This is a genomic window from Pelomonas sp. SE-A7, assembly GCF_030345705.1.
Taxonomy (GTDB): Bacteria; Pseudomonadota; Gammaproteobacteria; order Burkholderiales; family Burkholderiaceae_C; genus JAUASW01.
This window is the reverse complement of record NZ_JAUASW010000001.1, coordinates 1707998-1723064: the sequence shown is the minus strand read 5'-3', so window position 1 is coordinate 1723064 and position 15067 is coordinate 1707998. Positions and strand designations below refer to the sequence as shown.

Below are 15067 nucleotides of genomic sequence, written 5' to 3'. Positions count from 1 at the left end.
AGCTCACGAGAACGAGCCGTGCAACCACCAGGCGGAATCGCTTTCGAGACGAGTCTGGTAAATCCAAAGGGGCCCTGCGTGGTCGCTCCAGGCAATCCAATAGTCGCGCACAACCACATGCGACTCGCGCTTGGCCTCGTCGCGATGCCACCAGCCGTCCTCCACCGCATGAGGACCCGCTAGGAGCTTCAACGGACCTTGGTACTGGGGCCGCCCATCGCGGACAGAGAGCCTCAATGGCTCAGCGAGTACGAACGAAGGAGCGGGATAGCGGGAAGGTGGCCCCGGTTTGCGCGGGCGCTTCTCAGATGCGGAGCGCCAAGTGCAAATCCACTCCAGTCGGTTGTCGTCTCCAACAATCGGGCGACAGACTTTCTCGGGCCCAAATCTCGCGGCCAGGCGCTCCTGCAGCATCCCAACCGTCTCGCGCTCAAGGACGGTGTCTGGAAGAAGCGAGGCGCTGACCTCATGAAGCGCGTGGACCTCGGTGGCAGCTAGCTCCAAATCACCAACAGGCGCTAGCAGCGTGACCTTCGACAAATGCTCTGAGAGCAGTCGGAACAGGTGGTCGATGTCTCGCATTGCGACCGCGGTGCGAACAACCAAGCTGCCCCCGGTGCCGGCATCCTTTGAGCGCATGCTGTCGTGCCACCAATGCAGCGTGAAGGCTGTAATGCCGGCATGTCGTGCGGCTAGCCAGCCACACATTTGGAGCAGCATCTTGCGAGCACCGACCAAGAGCTCCGGTGCGTGCTCGACGCGGAAAGGAAGTTCAAGCTTTGTTAGAAAGGATTCCGGTAGCTCGACCCATAGATGGGCTTCAGGCTGGAGGCCATAGGCTTGGTCAAGGGCGCGCAGCAGCGATTTGTCGAACCGCCGTGTGATGCCCGCTCGCGGCAGCCTACGAACATCCCCGAGGGTTCTAGCTCCAGTCCGCAGTAGCACTGGCATATGCGGTAACACCGCGCTCAGTACTTGCATGGGCAGTGGGTCGAGCATCGGCTCGAGCCCTCGCGTCATGCCGTTCTCTATGCCTGCGCGCGCAAAGGCGAGAGCGGCAAGGCTGTTAGGGGCCCACGCGACCTTTACGACACCAAGCTCCGTGGATTCCGCAACAACCCTATCGCGCAGTGCCCGACGGCCTTTGAAGAGGCGCGTACTCGCGTCAACCTCCATCGCGACTGACTCTTCAAGGACAGTGACCCTGGGCGTGAACTGCAGCGCCCAGATAGCCAAAGCTCGAAGGTCGTCATCAATGGGGGACGGCTTGCTGCTGGGGGCCGGGAGTCGAAGTGCGCACCAGAGCATCAGGCACTCGCGACGTGATGCGACTTGGGTATCGAAGTCGCGGGGTCATGATGGCGTTGAGTCCACACGGGATGGACTCAAGGCGAAGCTCTTGCTCGCAGGGCGTGCCTCTGCGCTTCAAGATGCGAATACGGAGCTCCCAATCTTCCGAAAGTTGGGCTTGAAGCCTCAAAGGGGCGGCGGAGGCTTCAGCGGCTGCTCCGGCCGTGCGGAAAAGGAACACCGGCGCATCACATCCGGCCGCAAGGACTTGCAGGCGGCGGACTTGGTCCGCCCGGATTTGCGGAAGCCAGGCCAGAACCGCGCCGCAGGCGTTGCTTTTCACCGCTTGTTCGGTGGCCCAAAGGCGGTCGCCTGGTTTGTCAACATCGACCCAGAGAACGCGCTCAGGGTCGATGCCATCCAGTTGCAGACTGGGCGGGAACGGTCGCCGAGGCGGCCCCACAACGACGATGTCTCGTCCTCGATTGCTGATGGCACGCAAGGCCGGTGATGTGAGGCGCCACTCAAGAAGCGCGAACTGAGCGGTCAAGACCTCGGTCAGCCCTTGGCAGCCCCAGCCGCCGCCCGGCAGTTCCGCATCCAGCTCTGCGAAGCCAGTTGGTGCCACCAATTCAACACCACGGCCCAACTGGTCGCCTCGCCAAAGCGCAGCCTCTACCCCCGGCGGCAACGCGCGAGGTTCCGGCGGGCAAGTTGAATTGATGACTTCCGAGAGTGCCTTGCTCGGCTTGGTCTCGGTAGGAGTTTCGGGGGGCATATCGGACCAATTTACTGTATGTATGTACAGTATACGCATCCGCCATTGTTGTCCAGCGCTTGGTTAGCGACCGTTTGCATGCAGATGCCGTGTAACCAAATGGCCGTATAGAACCTGAAAAAGCAATTCGTACGGCCAATAGCCAAGTCATCGTCGAGGTACGGCGCCTGTTACATTTTGTAAGTGATGGCAATGCTGGGGCTCCGCACCAGCCACTGCTTCCGATTTCCGGCTTCTCTTGCGACTTAGTCATGCAGGGGGGCGTCCCCTAGATACCGAAATGGACGGGGACGTTCGCATGACCAACGGAAAACAACGATGCAGACACAAGAGCCTGACTCGGCCATAGAGGCCCTCGATGTCCGAGCCCTGCTGGCTAGGCTGGCGCGGACAGACTGGCAGAACGACCCGCTTTTCATTCCAGATGAGCAGGTGTTCCGAATGTTCCGCCGCGCTCGCGAGGCTGGAAACGAACACCGGATGGGGATGCTCATCAGGGTGTTGTCACGGCGTCTGCTAAGCCTCGCCACGGGCTTCGCGGTACGCAGCGCTATTTACCCAGGAATCATTGGAAACCTCGACCAAGCCGCGGAAGAGCTCTCTCAGTTTGTCTGGGACTGCTTGGTTAAGCGCCCTGGTGACGCCGCGTATGCCGAGAAGCGGTTCGGACTGCTTTTCAAACTCCGCGCAACTGACTTCCAGCGCCGTTTGTTGGCCAAGAAGCGCAAGCACCAGGAAAGCCTGGATGCCATGGACGTCTCCGACGAGGATGACGACCCCGATAAGACCATTCGCAGGGTCACTGCGCTTCGTCAGCCTGCCACGCCTGCCGACGCCCTGGCCATCAAACAGGAGCACGCCCAGGTTGTTGCCCGCATGCAGGCCGCCATGACCAAGCAAGAGTTTTTCGTCTACACGATGCTCTACGTCGAGGACATGCCGGTCAAGGACATCGCCGTGGCGCTCGGAGTCACACCTCGAACCATCAACACATATAAGAACGCCGCCCTCGACAAGGTCGAAGAGATGCGGAAGGAGTTCACGCAATGACATCGCCCACCCGCAGGCTGTCACTCGAGGAAGTTCTGGACGAGTTCTTCTTCTCCGCTGACAAGCCGTCTCCCACGATGGTTCTTCGCGCCTGCGAAGCTCATCCTGAATATCGCGAGGACATCCTCGAATTCGCGGCCCTTTGGTCGTCGTACGAGGCCTCGCCCGAAGTCGCAGCTGCGGACGTCGCGGACATCTCTGAGGAGTCCGTGTCGCGCCTGCAAAGCTACGTTCTCAATCAAATTCACGAACTCGATGGGAACTCGGTACCGTCCTCTAACGTCGAGGCCACGAAGCGCGCCGTCTCGACCTTGGCTGGCGGCAAGCTGGGTCGGGCTGCGACCGCTGCGGGATTCGCCAGCTCGCTGCTCTTGACCAAGGTGCTTACGACCATCACCAATGTCCCGCCCAGGGTGATTCGGGATTTGGCGAAGCATCTGCACGTGGCGCCGGCAGACCTGCGTCAGTGCATCGGACCACAGTTCGTAGGCGCAAGAAACTACAGCTCAGCCCGTCAGCCGGATGCACCTAGCTTGGAGACCTGGGAAAGTGCAGTCCGTTCTCTACCAGAGAGCGAGGACGAGAAGAAGCGCCTCCTCGGGTTCCAGACGGAGGAGGAGGCCTAGTGACACCTTTTCATCTCGCTCGCGAGGCGGCGAGACAGTTTCGGCATGGCCTCTTTGGGGAGGCTGCCGAAACTGGGATTGCTTCCAAGGCAATCATTGATGCGGCCGCCAGCGAGGATGCTGAGGATTTCCAGATTTCGGACGCCAATCCGTCGGACAAGGCGCTTGGTGGCGCTGATGCCGTGCTGGAGGTCAAGTTCCGTCAGATAGTCGTTCGAAACGATGTATCGACGGGCGAGCGTGCCTTCCTCGTCGCCCATGAATTCGGACACTGGAAGCTCCACAACGATGGACAAGAGGGCTGCCACAAGGTCGTCGACTCGACGCTGAAGCCTGAGGACGCCGACACGTTCGGCGCCCAGAAGGTCGAGGCCTACGGCGCACGGGAGCGTTCCGAGCTGCAAGCCAACATCTTCGCCCGCGAGCTGCTACTGCCCAGGAAAGTGGCCCGAACCTTGTTCCTTGCCGGCAAGACGGCGGAACAGCTCGCAAGTGAACTCGGCCTTCCCTTGGAGCTGGTCCGACAACAACTGCTCGATGGCCTGCTGCTTCCAGAGCCCATGGAAGAGCAGGCCGAGCCGCCCAAGGTCATCACCCCAACGGTAGAGCAGATAGCGGCAGCCCAGTCCAAGGCCAAGACTTCGCTGGTGAAAGCCGGCCCGGGCACCGGCAAGACGGCCACACTGCTGATGCGGGTCCAGCACCTGCTGGAAACAGGCGCGAAGCCAGAGGAGTTGCTGCTGCTCACCTTCTCGAACCGAGCGGCAAGAGAGCTGGTGGACCGGCTGCAGCAGCTGGGCATCGAAAACGCGCACGAAATGTGGGTCGGCACCTTCCACGCGTTCGGGCTGGAGTTCCTGCGAAAGAACTGCGAGCAGTTCGGCCTTAAGTCCCGATTCGGCGTCGCCGACAAGATGGCAGAGATTGCGGTGCTGGAGCCGCACATCTACAGCCTGGGTCTGCAAGCATTCAACCCCTTGGGTGACCCACTCGACTGGTTGAAGACCGCCGTGGAGGCAATCCAGCGAGCGAAGGACGAGCTCGCTGACGCTGCCGCTTACGCTGCAGCCGTGGAGGAATCCGCCGCCGATACGCCGGCCGACCTGCTTGCCAAGCGGCGAGATGTCGCGAAGCTCTATAGCTGCTACGAGGAGAAGGCCGAGGCCAACTCCAGTCTTGTGGACATGGGCGACCTCGTGATGCTGCCTGCGCTCGCGCTGACAAACAACTACGACAGCTTCAAGGCCAGCGTCGGTCGGTTCAAACACATCCTTGTGGACGAGTACCAGGACGTCAACCGGGCCAGCGCCCAGCTCGTGAAGGCTCTTGCAGCCCGTGCGGAAACGCTCTGGGTGGTTGGTGACGCCCGTCAGGCCATCTACCGATTCCGCGGCGCCTCAATGCGCAGCATCGTCAACTTCGGCGACGACTATCTCGACTATCAATCCTTTCCGCTCAACGAGAACCGGCGCAGCTACGAAGAGGTCGTTCGAGTCTTCGAACACTCGGGGCGCGCGACCCACCCGCTGCAGCTCATTCTTCCGCTCGACGATGTAGAGCCCGCCCGGGGTGCGAGCGGCGCGAAGCCTCGCCACGTCAAGTGCGCCACCACGGACATCGTTCGCGGTGAAGTTGCGGCCAACGTTGCCCGTATTCACGGACTCGACGTCGCGTACAGAGACCAAGTCGTACTGGCTAGCACTCACGAAATCTGTGGCGACACGGCTGATGCCCTGAACGCCGCCGGCATACCTGCTCTCCACCTTGGTGACATCTTCCAGCGCTCAGAGGCCAAGGACCTTCTGGCATTGCTGCAGGTCTTCATAGACCGGTCTGGCAGCGGCTTACTGCGCATCTCTCGCTTACCGGGGCTAGAGATGCCTGCTGAGGACCTCGACATCATCCTCACCTGGCTTGACAGCGCTCGACCAGAACCGCTGTCCTGGCTGGATTCGCAGCTGCCCGGTCTCTCGGCCATAGGCACCGCGGCCCTTCTGCGGTGGAAGGCCGTCTTCCAAGGCCTTGCGTCGAAAGACTCGCCCTGGGAGGTCATCTGCACTCTGCTGCTCGACCGAACAAACATCCTCGCGCCGCACATGAGGGGCACCGGAATACTCGATATCACCCGACGCATCGCCCTGTGGCAGCTCATCTATTTCCTGCGCGTGCCCGATGGCGGTCATGCGTACCAGAACGTCGGAAGTTTCATCTCCCGCCTGCGCCGACGCCTGCGTATCGGCGATGACCGCGAGCTACGCGTACCGCCACCGGAGGCCGATAGTCTCGACGCGGTAGCCGTCATGACTATCCACGGCAGCAAGGGGCTCGAGTTCGAGGCGGTCCACCTTGTCGATATTGACGCCAAGCATTTCCGCATGGGCGCTGACCCGGACTTGGTCCCCGAGTCCTTGCTGCAATCACTTCAACACCATGAGAACTTCGAGGAAGAAACTGAAGCATCGAACAAGCTGTACGTCGCACTTTCCCGTGCACGCGAGCATCTCGTCTTGTATGAGAGCCAAGGCGCCTACAAGGCGCAATGCGTGAGCGCAATCGAGCACGCCGCTCACCTTCTCCAGCCTGTTCAAGGGTTCGCGACTGCACCCAAAGCGGTCATCCCCATGGCCAAAGCCACAGGCGGCCATCAGGCTGGGCGCTGCGAATTTCCCGGCTTCATGACCTACATGGTCTGCCCAAGGCGTTACTACTACGACTACGTCAAGAACCTAAGGCCGGCATCGGGTCTGCATCCTGCGGCCCTGATAGAGGGCGCGGTGATGCGCGAGCTTTTCGTTCCCTACGGTGCCGACCCTTCGGTCGCTGCCGATGATGTTGAAAGGACTCTGGCATCGCTGGGGCACGCCTTCAAGGATTCGCTTCCTCACCTGCGTGCGTACGCTGATGGTCTGCTGTCCGCCGGACGCAGACTAATACGTGCACAGCGCGCCGTCATGGCCAAGCCATTTCAGGTCACGTGCGCAGGGTTGCTAATCAACGTGACGGCGCACAATATCTCGAGTTCCGGAGATGCGTACACGATTGACTTCGTCCGCACCAAGCCCTCGGGCAAGCTCGGCCGGCAAAGGTCTTCAATCCGCTGGATGCTGAAATACCTGGCTGCAGCCAACACGAACCTCTCATTCTCCGCGCGCATCCACGTGCTCAGCACCGGGGAAGCGGAGACCATGTGGCCGGACAGCCCCAGGTTCGACAATAAATTCGCCATGGCGGCGGCCGAGGGTCTGCTGGCTGGCAACTTTGAGGCAAAGCCCAATCCCTGGGAGTGCCCGAAGTGCAGGCACTTCCTTCATTGCCCCGCGTAAGCCGCCCTCGTCCTCGTACTTCCGATTTCCAGGCCTTTCTGCGACTTACCCAGCATGAGCAGCGTATCCCGCGCAGCTCACCAAGCTGGAAAAGGAAGCAGCAATGCCCACCCGCGTTTACATCCAGTCGGAGTTCTTCTCTGACATCAAGTTCGTCGAAGTCAACGACGAGGCCACCGTCGCTGAGCTGAAGCACGCTGTCCTGGCGCTGCTGCCGCCCGGCACCGATGCGTCTGACCTGACCCTGTCGGTCGAGGACGATGACGACGACGCCCACGGCCACGCCACCCACGTCAAGCACCTGAAGAAGGAGCACGGCGTGCGGGTCCACCTGCATCGCTGTAAGCATGTGGAGGTGAAGGTGCGCTTCGGTGCCGAGGTCGTGCACCACAAGTTCCGCCCGGCGACCACCGTCGGCCGCGTGCGCCTGTGGGCCGGCGAGAAATTCGGCATGGCGTCGGGCGACATCGCCGAGCACGTCTTGCAGATTACCGGCACGACCGAGCAGCCCGACGTCGACGTGCACATCGGCACGCTGACGAAGTGCCCTCAGTGCGAGGTGACTTTCGACCTGGTGCCCGCGCATCGCATCAACGGCTAAGGGAAAGGTATGGCACCGGACGAGCAATCGCTCCGTGTCGACCTCGTGTCGGCACGCTTTCTCTCGGGCGAGGACCGCAACCGCTGGCAGTTCAAGAAGCTGGAGTGGCCATTCGCCTACATCAGCGTCATCGCCCGCGACCGGCGCGAGTACACGCTGCGCCTGGACTGCAGCGGTTTCCCGGCGACGCCGCCCACGGGCACGTTCTGGGACCTGTCCACGAACGGCAAGCTGACCTTCGACAAGTGGCCCCAAGGCGGCGAGCGACTGCAGCTGGCCTTCAAGCCCGGCTGGAAGAACGGCGATGCGCTCTACATCCCCTGCGACCGCGAAAGCATCGTCGGCCACGACTGCTGGTTCGCACAGTACCCGCAGCTCATCTGGAAGCCCGCCAAGGGCATCAGCCACTACCTGGAGGTCGTCCATGAACTTCTTCAAAGCCGCGACTACGCCTGCGCCCCTGCTTGAGCTGCCGGCCGCGCTCTGGGCGGAGCTGATGGCCCACCTGCGTGCGCAAGGCGCCGGCGTTCGCGAAAGCGGCGCCTTCCTCCTTGGGCGAAAGACCGACGCTGGCCGCGTGGTCCAGCGCTTTGTGCCCTACGAGCAGCTGCAGCCCGACGCGTTTAGCAACGACTACGTTTACTTGAAGGCAGGCAGCTTCGCCAAGCTCTGGGAGGTCTGCCGAGCCACAGGCATGACCGTCGTGGCCGACGTGCACACGCACCCCTTTGGGCCCGGCCAGAGCCGTTCGGACCGAGCGAACCCAATGGTCGCGCTGAAGGGGCACATCGCCCTCATCGTGCCCAGGTTCGCCAAGGGCAACCCACGTCCGCGCGACCTCGGGCTCTATGTCTACCAAGGCAACCATCAGTGGGCGTCGTATTCGGGTTCCGATGTCGGCCGCCTCCTGCGACTTACCGATGCTGGAGTTTTTCAATGACCGAGTTCACCGCTGATTCCATGCATCGGCTGGCCAAGATGGCCCTGGACGCGGGTGAGGTCGCCTCGCCTGAGGAGGCCGTGGCCCTGTTCTCGCGCTACCGGCTGCGCATCCACCTCGGCCACGGTTGGGCCAAGACGCTAGCCGGTCAGGCCTGCTTCCTGACCGCGCTGAACACGGCCGTGCGCGCCTTCCTCGGCGGCGTTGAGGTCTACGGCGACCTGGACGTCACGCTCGACGTCCCTCTGTACCAAGGTCGCAGCGCCCTGGGCATCGCCGAGGAGCTCGGCGCCGCGGTGGTCAACACCGCCACCACCGAGCTGCCCACGCTCGTGCTCGGCGTCGCCCCGGCGAGCGAGCGGCCGGGCTTCTGCGTTCAGCTCGCCTGGGACCACTGGCGCTTCGAGATTGCGCCCGTCGGCGCCAGCGGCGGGCTGACCTGCGCTGACGACAACCCGCTCGCGGGCATCGGCGCAGCGGCGCTGGGCGTCAACGAGGCCTTCATGCACGTCCGCGGCGACCTGGCCGAGGCCGGCCATCGCAGCATCGGCATGTCCCTCTGGAACCCGATGGCCGTCGCCGACTGGCGCCACGACGCGTACAAGGGCCCCGAGCTCGCCTACTTGCCAAAGTCCCTCTGGCTGGTCGGCCTGGGCCACCTCGGTCAGGCCTATGCGTGGGCGCTGGGCATGCTGCCCTACTCGGTCGACGGCCGCCCGCACCTGGTGCTCCAGGACTTCGATAAGGCGGCCAAGTCCAATCTCAGCACCTGCTTGCTGCTGTGGCCGGGCGACCTGCTCAAGCCGAAGGTCCGGGCAGTGGCAAACCGCCTCGAGGCCGCCGGCTTCACCACCGCGCTGGTCGAGCGCCGGTTCGGCGCTGGACATCGTGTCATGGTCGATGAGCCCACCGCGGCGCTCTTCGGCGTCGACAACGTGGCCGCCCGCCGCGACCTCGATACGGCCGAGTTCTCGCTGGTCGTCGAGACCGGGTTGGGCAGCGGGTATCGCGACTTCCGCAACATCCGCCTGCACACCTTCCCAGGTCCGCGCCGCCCGTCCCAAATCTGGACGGCAGAATCCACCGCGCAAACCGCCGCCGAGCTCAACGACACCTACAAGAAGCTGGCCGACGAGCGCAAAGACATCTGCGGCATGACGCTGCTGGCCTCGCGCGCCGTGGCTACGCCGTTCGTTGGCGCGCTCGCGGCCGTGTTGGCCTTGGCCGAGGTGATGCGCCCGCTCCACGGCGGCCTAGTCCATGCTGCCCTGGACGTGCAACTGAAAAGCCTGCGCCATCGCACCAGCGCGATGCCCACCCCATGCCGAGGGCTGCTGCCGGCGTTCATTCAAGCTCAGAAGCTGCCGCCCGGCCACGCCGGAGAGGTCACATGAGCAGGCGCCGCTACAGCCGTCGCCGGCGAGGCAGTCTTTCCTCGGCGGTGGACCACGCTGCGCACATCGCAGTGAGGTTCGGCTCGGTTGGAGCCCTCTGGACTGGCGCGATTGGCTTCGTCGTCTTCTATGCGGCGCTGCCGGCTTGCATGATGGCGTGGACCGCAGAACGCAAAGCCAGCCTCAAGGGGCCTGCCGCCGCGGCCTTCGCGAACTTGCTGGACCAGGTCATGTGGCACCGCTTCATAGCGCCCAGCCAGGGAGCTGGCATCGCCATCTTGCTGGTTTGCTCAGCAATCGCGATTTGGAAGTTCTTCGGCCAGCATGACCTCGATGACAAAAGCGTGACCGCCCTAGGCGCAGTCTCGAAATTCGTCAGCCGGTTGATTGGGCATTGAAAGTGCGGCTCGACTCGCGACTTTGCTGCTGCCAGCGCGCATTGAAGCAGCATCCGCCGCTGAGCATGGTGCTCAAGAAGCGGTGGGAGCCTGGGACTCTTTTGCCCAGTCTTTGAGGAGCTTGTGCAGCTTGCTGGCAAGCGCCTCTGCAAGCGACATTGCCACTCTTTCTTCGTGGCCGACTCTGCTGGACGAAACGAGGAGGCTGGTTTGCTTGATGAGTGTCAGAAGTCGCAGCGCCGAAGCCACAACTTCAGCGCGCGGCTTGTCCAGCAAGACCTCCAATTTCAGAAGCTCGGACAGCTCTGCAATCGCTCGTGCATTTGAAGTTACGGTCTGACCCCTGGCGCCCCGCAGGAGGTCGGGTAGAGAAACCGCGACGCTGTCCAAGTCCTCGATGGTTTTGACGATGTCTTGCAATTTGATGCTCTGCAGGAGGTCGGCCCGATTGCAACCGCTCGTGCGCCGACCGTGGCGCCTAGTAGAAATTGTCGCAGCATCCCCAATACTCTTGGGGCCAGAACGCCACCGCTTCCGCGGCCTCACGATTCGATTGCATTTCGACTCAATCAACGAGACTCAAATACTGCGGCGGCACATGGTCTACAAGCCAAACGTCGTTGTCGCTCAAGAGGAAGACGACTCCTGTCTGGGCAAGGGCGAACGAGGCAACTCTTAGCACCACTGGGGGGCCATGACGCATCCCAACCTTTTTCGCTGATTCGCAGTCTTGCGAGAGGTGTACGTGGTGCCGGCGCATCGGCAGGAGCCCGTGCTTCAGGACGTTTGGGAGGGCGGTAGCTGAAGTGCCGTGAAAGAGGACTGAGGGGGGCTTCTTGGGACGAAGGACCGGACGGACATTCGACACTGAATGCCCCTGGCACGCCCGAATATTTGTGCCGTCGTCCGATAGCACGAATCTTCCCTTGTCGTTCCAAGCAACGACTTGAAAGAGCTGATGGCGAGTAATCGAGATTCCTGACTGGACCATACCCGCCAGCAAGTCATCCACGGGACACCACCCCTGGCTATCAAGGGAGACTCCGGCTGCCTCGGGACGATGCCGTAGGACCCGAGCGAGAAGCTTGCTCAGGCGCACAAGGTCCTCCGAGAGCTCCAAGTCTTACTCCGAAGATTCCGCGACTGCGGGACCCAGTTCGAGTGGCTCCCCCCAAACGGACGGGAGCGCGTTTGCGGTCAAGGCCAGGTCCCCTTGGCGGGGGAAATGTGCAAGGAGTTTTCCTGCCTGCATGAGAATCCGTGGAACATCCAAAGACTCAGGCGACTCGGTTGTCAGCGCGCAAAGAAAAAGTTCAGCGTTGAGTACTGCAAGGGTGCGTTGGGCCGGTGTGGTCATGATTGCCAAGTTCCTTTCTTGAGGTCAATGGACTTTCGCGCGATGACAGCGCGGCGGGCATTTCCTAGGCAAGCGAATCCGCGCGTTGGCGGGATGTGACTCGGCCCTGCTGTCCTCGCCACGAGCTCATTTCAAGGGCAAGTTTGCAATATGCACACTATAGAGGATTTAAGCGGAGCGATGTATTCGAAAAACTGACCGCCTTTCATCAGTTTGGCGCGCATGGCTTCTTCGACAGATTGGGACGCGGTGGTCGGTATTGCCGTCGCTGTTCGACGACGAAAATTGCAATTGACTCAGGAGTCGCTTGCTGAGGTTGCCGGCATTCACCGGAATTACCTCGCCGACGTGGAACGAGGGAAGAAGAGTCCGACACTTAGAGTCTTCTACGACCTTGCAGTCGCGCTTCAGACCACTCCGGACAAACTCGCAAAACAGGCGCTGACTTACCTGGAAGACGAAGAGAAGCGATTCGCCGCTATTGCTGCACTGCCGCCGCGGCGACCGGGACGGCCGCTCAAGGGGAGCGGAGGGGATTCGTAGGCGCTCCGGCCTGACCGAGTTGGACGGTCGCCTCACCCACAACTTGGGCTGTTTGGCACGTTCCAAGGCCAATCTATTTCCCAGCTGAAAAGTGCCTTGCCTCACATGGCGCGGGTGTTTGCATTGATATGGCCCCTCCTTCTAGCGCCTATGCCTCTCTATGGAGTGCAGATTCCTGTGGCATATAAGTATCGGCTGCATCTACTGCTTCGCCAGGCCCACACACAGCTACCTGAACATGTCGCCGGGAATCGACTTCGAGACCCGCATCGTGGCCAAGGTCAACGCGACCGAGAAGTTGCGTGAGGCGCTGGCCAAGCCCGCCTACAGGCCGAAGCTGCTGTGCCTCGGCACAGCCACAGATGCCTACCAACCGGTAGAGCGCGAGCTGCGCATTACGCGCGGCCTCATTGAACTGCTGGCCGAATGCGAGCATCCGTTCTCGCTGGTGACCAAGAGCTCCGGTGTGGAGCGCGACCTGGACCTGATAGCGCCGATGGCGGCCAAGAACATGGTGGCGGTCTACGTCTCGGTCACTACGCTGGACCCGCAGCTGGCCCGCATCCTGGAGCCGCGAGCCGCCGCACCGCATCGCCGCATCCGCACCATCAAGACGCTGGCCGAGGCCGGCGTGCCTGTGGGTGTCAGTGTCTCGCCCATCATTCCCTTCATCAACGAACCTGAGCTCGAGCGCGTGCTGGAGGCGGCGGCCGAGGCCGGCGCCCGCAGCGCCTTCAGCATTCCCTTGCGGCTGCCCTGGGAGGTCGACCCGTTGTTCCAGGACTGGCTGCAGCGCCACTATCCGGACCGCGGAAACCGGGTGATGGCACGCCTGCGAGAAATGCGCGGCGGCCGCGACAACGACCCCAGCTTCGGCAGCCGCATGACGGGCGAGGGCATCTGGGCCCAACTGCTGCGTCAGCGGCTCAACAAGGCCGCCAGCCGGCTCGGCCTGATGCGTGACCGAGAGCCGCTGGACCTGAGTCGCTTTCGGCCGCCGCGGCCGGCCACGTCTCAGGGCGAGTTGTTCTAGCCGGTGAGCCGGTTCAGCGGCAGGCGGCGAACAGGTCCCAGTCGCGCCGGTAGACCTGGGTCTGCACGCCGCTGTAGCCCAGCACCGAGTGGAACAGCTGGTCGTGCGAGAGCGGCTCGTCCAGCTTCCCGGCCAGGCAGTTGCTGCGCAGCTTCAGCGCCCGGCTGCTGGCCTCGGGCAGCCACAGGATCAGGGGCACATGCTTCTGCTCGCGCGGCGCCATCGCATAAGGCAGGCCGTGCAGGTAGAGCTTGTTTTCACCCAGCGATTCGCCGTGGTCCGAGATGTAGAGCATCGCGGTATCGAAGCGGTCGGACTGGGTCTTCAACCATTCGATGCTGTTGGCCAGTATCCAGTCGGCATAAGCAATCGAGTTGTCGTAGGCGTTGACGACCTGCTCGCGCTCGCATTGCTGCAGGGCGTTGGACTTGCACTCGGGCTGGAAGGGCTTGCGGTCCGCCGGTGAGCGCTTGTAGTAAGCCGGGCCATGGCTGCCCATCTGATGCATCACCAGCACCACGCCGCGCGCCACACGCTCGGGGTCGAGCGCAGCCAGGCGCTGATCCAGGCCGTGGAGCAGGGCCGCGTCCAGGCATTCCTGGCCATCGCAGAGTCCGGCCGGCAGGGCGGTTGCGCCGCTGGCAACTTGCGCAGCAAAGGCATTGGGAATGCGGTCGCACAGGCCCTTGCAGCCGGACTGGTTGTCCAACCACAGTACGGCCAGACCGGCGCGCTGCAGCACATCGAGCAGGTTCTCCTGCGGCTGCTTCTGGTCCAGGAAGACCTCGCGTCCGAGGTGCGAGAACATGCAGGGCAGCGAGGCCGCCGTGCTGGTGCCGCAGGAAGAGACATTGCGGAAGCTCTGCACCTGGGCCTTGGCCAGTTCCGGGTTGGTCGGCTTGGCGTAGCCATTGAGCGAGAAATTGGCCGAGCGAGCGGTCTCGCCCACCACCAGCAGCAGCAGCCGCGGCTTGGCCCCCGCCTCTAGGGGCGCCAGCTTTGCGTCGGCGCCAATCACCTCAGGCGGACCCTTGGGCGTTGCGCGCGAGGCGGCGGCCACCGAGCCGAGCGAGTAGTAGAGGTTGACTGGGCTGATCATGTAGCGCAGCGACTTGTGGTTGCGCATGGTCGAGGCCAGGTCGGCGAAGCAGCTCAGCGCCAGGCCCACGGCCAGCACCAGGCCGCCGGCGAAGGCCAGCAGGTTGCGGCCCAGGCGACCGGGCCAGGGATGGGTGAGCAGCTTGCGCCGCCACAGCCAGGCGATGGGCAGCAGGGCCAGCAGGCTCAGGCTGAGCAGCAGTCCGACGCTCAGCAGGTCCCGCACCTCGCGCACATCGGTCTGTATGACGTTGACCACCATGGTCGGGTCGATCACCGTGCCGTAGCTGCCCATGAAATGGGCCAGCGAGGCGGTGCTCAGCAGCATCACGACCAGCGCCGGTTTGATCACGCGAGGCCATGCGAACAGGCTCAGGAGGGCGCCGAGCAGGGCGCTGACCATGCCGGCGAACACGAGCACAAAGATACGCCCGCCGGCATCGGAGAGCTCAGGCAAGGCCAGCATGCGCTGCCAGAGCGGCCAGTTGCCGAACACCCCCATCCACAGTGCACCGAGCCAGGCGACGGTCAGCGGCGAATTTAGGGTGGGCTTGGCAATCAGGCGGAGCAGGGCACGCATGCAGGCAGGGGAGCGGTTGGGCTGGCGCGCATTGTGGCCCAGCGCGCAGGCGCGGG

16 protein-coding genes are annotated in these 15067 nt (G+C 62.9%); 10 read left to right on the top strand and 6 right to left on the bottom strand.

Translation table 11 applies throughout. The features are described from left to right. Positions 1-3: 3 nt before the first annotated feature. Both QT382_RS07825 and imuA read right to left on the bottom strand, forming a co-directional pair. A complete protein-coding gene (locus QT382_RS07825; protein WP_353957261.1) occupies positions 4-1020 on the bottom strand; it encodes a DNA polymerase Y subunit UmuC family protein in 1017 nt (338 codons plus the stop codon). A 232-nt stretch (positions 1021-1252) separates the two neighbouring features. Then, a complete protein-coding gene (gene imuA, locus QT382_RS21050) occupies positions 1253-2068 on the bottom strand; it encodes a translesion DNA synthesis-associated protein ImuA (RefSeq protein WP_353957260.1) in 816 nt (271 codons plus the stop codon). 318 nt (positions 2069-2386) lie between these two features. On the opposite strand from imuA, the gene QT382_RS07820 reads away from it, so the two are divergent. The 8 genes from QT382_RS07820 (at position 2387) to QT382_RS07785 (ending at position 10400) form a co-directional block, all read left to right on the top strand. After that, the gene (locus QT382_RS07820) at positions 2387-3118 is read left to right on the top strand and encodes a sigma-70 region 4 domain-containing protein (protein ID WP_289253470.1); all 732 of its coding nucleotides are present in this window, start codon (positions 2387-2389) and stop codon (positions 3116-3118) included. Then, on the top strand, positions 3115-3744 hold the full coding sequence (locus tag QT382_RS07815; RefSeq protein ID WP_289253469.1) for a hypothetical protein: 630 nt from the start codon (positions 3115-3117) through the stop codon (positions 3742-3744). The genes QT382_RS07820 and QT382_RS07815 overlap by 4 nt, the downstream gene beginning before the upstream one ends. Beyond that, positions 3744-7067 carry a UvrD-helicase domain-containing protein gene (locus QT382_RS07810; protein WP_289253468.1) on the top strand — a complete coding sequence of 1108 codons (3324 nt, stop codon included), beginning with the start codon at positions 3744-3746 and terminating at the stop codon, positions 7065-7067. The genes QT382_RS07815 and QT382_RS07810 overlap by 1 nt, the downstream gene beginning before the upstream one ends. A gap of 103 nt (positions 7068-7170) precedes the next feature. Next, positions 7171-7668: a hypothetical protein gene (locus tag QT382_RS07805; RefSeq protein WP_289253467.1), complete on the top strand. Its 498-nt coding sequence runs from the start codon at positions 7171-7173 to the stop codon at positions 7666-7668. Positions 7669-7677: 9 nt separating this feature from the next. Continuing rightward, positions 7678-8136, top strand: a complete 459-nt coding sequence (locus QT382_RS07800; RefSeq protein WP_289253466.1) for a DUF7665 family protein — start codon at positions 7678-7680, stop codon at positions 8134-8136. Next, positions 8093-8608, top strand: a complete 516-nt coding sequence (locus tag QT382_RS07795; protein WP_289253465.1) for a M67 family metallopeptidase — start codon at positions 8093-8095, stop codon at positions 8606-8608. The genes QT382_RS07800 and QT382_RS07795 overlap by 44 nt, the downstream gene beginning before the upstream one ends. Then, the gene (locus tag QT382_RS07790) at positions 8605-10002 is read left to right on the top strand and encodes a BilD N-terminal domain-containing protein (protein WP_289253464.1); all 1398 of its coding nucleotides are present in this window, start codon (positions 8605-8607) and stop codon (positions 10000-10002) included. The genes QT382_RS07795 and QT382_RS07790 overlap by 4 nt, the downstream gene beginning before the upstream one ends. After that, on the top strand, positions 9999-10400 hold the full coding sequence (locus QT382_RS07785; RefSeq protein ID WP_289253463.1) for a hypothetical protein: 402 nt from the start codon (positions 9999-10001) through the stop codon (positions 10398-10400). The genes QT382_RS07790 and QT382_RS07785 overlap by 4 nt, the downstream gene beginning before the upstream one ends. Before the next feature lie 72 nt (positions 10401-10472). Here QT382_RS07785 and QT382_RS07780 read toward each other — a convergent pair whose 3' ends face one another. The 3 genes from QT382_RS07780 to QT382_RS21045 form a co-directional block, all read right to left on the bottom strand. Next, positions 10473-10820, bottom strand: coding sequence for a hypothetical protein (locus tag QT382_RS07780; protein ID WP_289253462.1), 348 nt, complete (start codon positions 10818-10820; stop codon positions 10473-10475). 145 nt (positions 10821-10965) lie between these two features. Then, positions 10966-11499: an RNA 2'-phosphotransferase gene (locus tag QT382_RS07775; RefSeq protein ID WP_289253461.1), complete on the bottom strand. Its 534-nt coding sequence runs from the start codon at positions 11497-11499 to the stop codon at positions 10966-10968. 24 nt (positions 11500-11523) lie between these two features. Beyond that, positions 11524-11757, bottom strand: a complete 234-nt coding sequence (locus tag QT382_RS21045) for a BPSL0761 family protein (RefSeq protein WP_353957274.1) — start codon at positions 11755-11757, stop codon at positions 11524-11526. 222 nt (positions 11758-11979) lie between these two features. Between QT382_RS21045 and QT382_RS07770 the strand changes: the two genes are divergently transcribed. Then, positions 11980-12300, top strand: a complete 321-nt coding sequence (locus tag QT382_RS07770; RefSeq protein WP_289253460.1) for a helix-turn-helix domain-containing protein — start codon at positions 11980-11982, stop codon at positions 12298-12300. Positions 12301-12460: 160 nt separating this feature from the next. Further along, entirely contained in the window at positions 12461-13333 is an 873-nt protein-coding gene (locus tag QT382_RS07765) for a PA0069 family radical SAM protein (RefSeq protein ID WP_289253459.1), read from the top strand. 13 nt (positions 13334-13346) lie between these two features. Here QT382_RS07765 and QT382_RS07760 read toward each other — a convergent pair whose 3' ends face one another. Continuing rightward, positions 13347-15011 carry a phosphoethanolamine transferase gene (locus tag QT382_RS07760; RefSeq protein WP_289253458.1) on the bottom strand — a complete coding sequence of 555 codons (1665 nt, stop codon included), beginning with the start codon at positions 15009-15011 and terminating at the stop codon, positions 13347-13349. Positions 15012-15067: the final 56 nt, after the last annotated feature.

Coding starts and splice junctions, on each gene's coding strand:
- imuA (WP_353957260.1), bottom strand. CDS start 2,068: ATGCCCCCCGAAACTCCTACCGAGACCAAGCCGAGCAAGGCACTCTCG.
- QT382_RS07825 (WP_353957261.1), bottom strand. CDS start 1,020: ATGACGCGAGGGCTCGAGCCGATGCTCGACCCACTGCCCATGCAAGTA.
- QT382_RS07795 (WP_289253465.1), top strand. CDS start 8,093: ATGAACTTCTTCAAAGCCGCGACTACGCCTGCGCCCCTGCTTGAGCTG.
- QT382_RS07770 (WP_289253460.1), top strand. CDS start 11,980: ATGGCTTCTTCGACAGATTGGGACGCGGTGGTCGGTATTGCCGTCGCT.
- QT382_RS07820 (WP_289253470.1), top strand. CDS start 2,387: ATGCAGACACAAGAGCCTGACTCGGCCATAGAGGCCCTCGATGTCCGA.
- QT382_RS07765 (WP_289253459.1), top strand. CDS start 12,461: ATGGAGTGCAGATTCCTGTGGCATATAAGTATCGGCTGCATCTACTGC.
- QT382_RS07815 (WP_289253469.1), top strand. CDS start 3,115: ATGACATCGCCCACCCGCAGGCTGTCACTCGAGGAAGTTCTGGACGAG.
- QT382_RS07760 (WP_289253458.1), bottom strand. CDS start 15,011: ATGCGTGCCCTGCTCCGCCTGATTGCCAAGCCCACCCTAAATTCGCCG.
- QT382_RS07800 (WP_289253466.1), top strand. CDS start 7,678: ATGGCACCGGACGAGCAATCGCTCCGTGTCGACCTCGTGTCGGCACGC.
- QT382_RS07790 (WP_289253464.1), top strand. CDS start 8,605: ATGACCGAGTTCACCGCTGATTCCATGCATCGGCTGGCCAAGATGGCC.
- QT382_RS21045 (WP_353957274.1), bottom strand. CDS start 11,757: ATGACCACACCGGCCCAACGCACCCTTGCAGTACTCAACGCTGAACTT.
- QT382_RS07805 (WP_289253467.1), top strand. CDS start 7,171: ATGCCCACCCGCGTTTACATCCAGTCGGAGTTCTTCTCTGACATCAAG.
- QT382_RS07785 (WP_289253463.1), top strand. CDS start 9,999: ATGAGCAGGCGCCGCTACAGCCGTCGCCGGCGAGGCAGTCTTTCCTCG.